This is a genomic window from Pectobacterium brasiliense, from assembly GCF_013449685.1.
Taxonomy (GTDB): Bacteria; Pseudomonadota; Gammaproteobacteria; order Enterobacterales; family Enterobacteriaceae; genus Pectobacterium; species Pectobacterium brasiliense_A.
On sequence record NZ_JACDSF010000133.1, the window covers coordinates 1 to 3,681 of the forward strand.

Consider the following 3,681-nt stretch of genomic DNA (forward strand, 5'->3'; position numbering starts at 1 on the left):
ACAACTATGCTGACACTGAGGGTACCTCCTGTGACCTCAAATGAGGTGGAGTCAGTGAAAAAACAAGGCGAGCAGGCATGGGTAAGCGAATGGTGCCGCTATTTCGCCCGGCAATTGATGCAGACATCTGATCCGTTACTTCCTGAGCGCCGCTGGTTGTTAAGACCCCTCACATCAGTCGGTCGTCGTGCGCCATATCCCGTTCAACAGACAGCTACCGTCGAAAACTGGCATTTCCATTCACCAGCTAGCACTGGCAATATAGGATGTGATTGGGCGCTTTATGGTGAAGATTTCCCTGATTTAACCAATCCTCAAAAAGTGAGTCTGGTGGACTGCTGGTGGGGCGGAAACTTACTGTTAGGGCGTTATGCGGTAAAAACCAATACAGGGCGTCTGAAATGGTGGCGTAAAAAGTGTCGTGAAGGCACGTTGCCGCCAGTGTTGGTCTGGTACGTTGCTGGGCTGGCATCATTTGTAATCCTTGACGGTCACTACCGCCTACAAGCCGCAATAGAGGAAGGTATCCCGCCGTTATTTTTGGTACTCAGCGAACTTAATGAACGGACGTTTCCCCCTGCACCTGAGCATCAGGAACGCATTCTCCGCTCACTGGAGCAACAACAACGCACGAACCCGGAGTGTAGTGTTGAAGGCATCAACCAGACGTTAATCAATCTCTATGATACCCGCTATCTTTATGCATCCACTCACAGTCGTGCCGTTCTCGGTAAAGGTGAATCTTGGGCACGAGACGTCAAAGCTTATTTGCATAAGTATAACTGTGAGGAAAATCTGGAAAAGATCCTTAACCGCGTGAATGATAAGCCTCTGCCCCGCTGAGGCTCTACTCTCGTTTTTATCTATATTGTATGACGATTTTTACCCATATTAAAAATCACCGAATTCGAATAAATAAAATTTTTTCGATGAGTACCTCTATATCACTCAGTAATAGATCTTTTTGCCATTTAACGCTATGCTATTTGCCTTTTAAAATACTTTATAGGAAAATATTTTGTCTCGATACAACATTAAAGAAAAAATTGAAAGAGATCCTAACGGAAACGTAGTCTCAGAAACATGGGAAATATTTCATGAAGATGGGAGACGGATAAAAGGTGGTATACTGTCAGAGAAAATAGCGCAAGAAGACGTCGAAGCTCTCGATACAATCGATGAGTTAGAAGAAGCATCAAAGCATATAAAAGCAAGTCACGGAAAATCCACTCCTGACTAAATAATATTACGTAGCATTCAATGCTACGTATTTAACTATCCCATCCATATAGTGGTATATGATAACCATTCTCTCGAATCAAATACTTGTCACCTTTGTAAGCACCTGATATGGCATGCAGCAACCTTCGTTTATACTCATCAAAATCGATACTTTCAATATCCTTTAGGACATTTAAAACTGTGATAACAACTTTAATTTTTTCTTCTTTAGGAAAAGGTATCTTCTTTTCTTCATATGTTTCATACAGGCAAGTGATAGCATATGCGAAATCATCAATACCCAAATTTGATAAAATACCAGCATATGTATTCAATATTTTAACATCATATCTGTTGTCAATAAAGATCGATGCTGATATAGCAGCTATCTCTTTACGGTCATTTACTGAAAATTGTCTTTCTAAATAATCATAGCCCACATTGCTTGACTCAAACAAACGTTCAATATCATTAAAAAATTCATTATTCATTTTAGACCTAATTTTATTATTATATATACCTACTCCATTAACCTATTAAAAACCATATGTCAAACTCACATGTAAAAATCTGTCTTATTTATTAGCATGAAAAAAAATGAAAAACAGATCCATCGATTTTAAAGGCGGTAATATCATTCAGGAAAGGAATAAAAGAGAAAAAATAATTTATCTATTCTCACACAACACAACAGCGATCTTCATCCTATCAACAGCCTGAGATAACGCCTCATAGAGATCGCCCTCAAGCTCATGCTCGAACTCACCGTTCCTGAACATTACCACATAGCCATTGGTCAGCATATGGGCAAAGCTTATCGGCTCGATAGCTATTCTGATATCTGTGCCTTTGTATTCAGCTACTGGATAACCCATGTTGGTGTGAAGCATGATATCGCCAGAGGCTTCCAGTTCGGATAAGAAGATATCTGCTGTTATGGCTTCACGCAGATCTTGTAGGCCAAGTGCATTCATTAATGTGGATTCGTCTGGTGCGTTAGCCTTTACCCTGCCACAGTAATAGTAATCATCCAAAACACTGTCAACAATCTTGGCGTTGACACCTCCAATATGGATTGAGCACGTGTGCGATTTTAGCGCTATCCCTTGATTAAGCCCAGCTCTTACTCTCACAGCGGTATGATGGACAACACATGTATCCCCATGAGATCCCCAAACTCAAAGGATGAACTCTATCCGTGTGTTTCACCGATTGGAGCCTGCCAACTATAGCTGTATGACAGAGCTTACCTGCGTAAAACGGTCAGCGTTTTCCTGCTCTTGGCAAGTCCATCCAGTAAAGTGCTTCGCCACGGTAGCCCAAACAGAATGATCCACTAGGTTGTAAAAATATAACACCGGAAATTTTTGCACTACCCTACCCGAAAACCTACATAAAACTCTAAAAATCTGATATAGAAATGTTCTAGACAGAAGATTATAAAAATCCATGAGCCAATTCTGTGGTGGTACTAAGCAGATGTCGTAAAACTTGATAGCTCAGATGTCGATCAGGTCAAGAGATAAAATTCTGTACTGCCATCGCTCATTTCAATAGCTAGATTTGAACAGTGTAGACCTTGCTGCGTGAATTCAAAGATTTTTTCTGGCCTATATGGCTGCAGATATTACCCTAGAGCGTGTCTTTTGGCTCTCCACTTCACTGGTGATAGCGCTGGTAGCCTTCAAATGATATGGTGCATGCATCACATATAGTAATAGAGGTAATCCCATGTCTCGATATCGTGCTGTTATTGTGAAAACCGAAGAACTGGATGGTACTGTCATTGAACAGAAATGGGCTGTGTATGACTCGGAAAAAGGTATCGTCTTATCCGACCGTTATGATTTACCGGCTGATGCAGAAAAAGAATCTACAGCATTAAACAAAGAACAGGAAGCTCGTGAATCTACTGCTTTTGAGGAACTCCTAGAAGACCTCAAAGGATTAACAGATGAGCCTGAGCACCCAAGCCATAAACCGTAAGACTCATCAATCATTATTAAAGGCAAGCTCCGCACTTCGAACACGTTGAATCTATTTTCAGAGTTCACAGTGGAGTATTGATTTTCGTGTTAAATATTTCCATTATTTTAGACGAAAAAGTCTCTAAATCTGATGATGTTTTGTTTATATCTACCCTTCCCATATATTTTATAACAGCATTACACCAATTACTTTTATCCTTATCATTCGAATAAGCAACCCCAGAAACCAAGCATATTTCATGAGTTTTTCTTAAAACGTTCAAACTTACATCTTCCGGGAGACCGACTAACATTTTTATAAAATTAAACTGCGCGTTTCTTCCCCTCCAATTCTTAGACATAACAGAGGAAATTACATTTTGAAGATGTGGGCTATTACGAATTTCCTCTAAGGTTAAACCACTTCCAGAATTAACGAATACCACAACCTTTTTTAAGGTTTCATCAACGTTATCTATATCGTTATCTATAT

General features: G+C 40.0%; 6 protein-coding genes. 3 read left to right on the forward strand and 3 right to left on the reverse strand.

What is annotated here, in order from left to right; all coding sequences use genetic code 11:
* Window positions 1-843: hypothetical protein (locus tag H0248_RS21625; protein ID WP_180787441.1), on the forward strand; the 843-nt coding region annotated here is incomplete at its 5' end.
* Between the two features lie 175 nt (window positions 844-1,018).
* Window positions 1,019-1,240: a hypothetical protein gene (locus H0248_RS21630; protein ID WP_180787442.1), complete on the forward strand. Its 222-nt coding sequence runs from the start codon at window positions 1,019-1,021 to the stop codon at window positions 1,238-1,240.
* Window positions 1,241-1,271: 31 nt separating this feature from the next.
* On the opposite strand, the gene H0248_RS21635 is transcribed toward H0248_RS21630, so the two are convergent.
* Together H0248_RS21635 and H0248_RS21640 are read right to left on the reverse strand one after the other, a co-directional pair.
* Entirely contained in the window at window positions 1,272-1,712 is a 441-nt protein-coding gene (locus tag H0248_RS21635; RefSeq protein ID WP_180787443.1) for a hypothetical protein, read from the reverse strand.
* Between the two features lie 177 nt (window positions 1,713-1,889).
* Window positions 1,890-2,195: a hypothetical protein gene (locus H0248_RS21640; RefSeq protein WP_180787444.1), complete on the reverse strand. Its 306-nt coding sequence runs from the start codon at window positions 2,193-2,195 to the stop codon at window positions 1,890-1,892.
* A 757-nt stretch (window positions 2,196-2,952) separates the two neighbouring features.
* Here H0248_RS21640 and H0248_RS21645 point away from each other — a divergent pair.
* A complete protein-coding gene (locus H0248_RS21645) occupies window positions 2,953-3,207 on the forward strand; it encodes a hypothetical protein (RefSeq protein ID WP_011093228.1) in 255 nt (84 codons plus the stop codon).
* 64 nt (window positions 3,208-3,271) lie between these two features.
* Here H0248_RS21645 and H0248_RS21650 read toward each other — a convergent pair.
* Window positions 3,272-3,681: hypothetical protein (locus H0248_RS21650; protein ID WP_180787445.1), on the reverse strand; the 410-nt coding region annotated here is incomplete at its 5' end.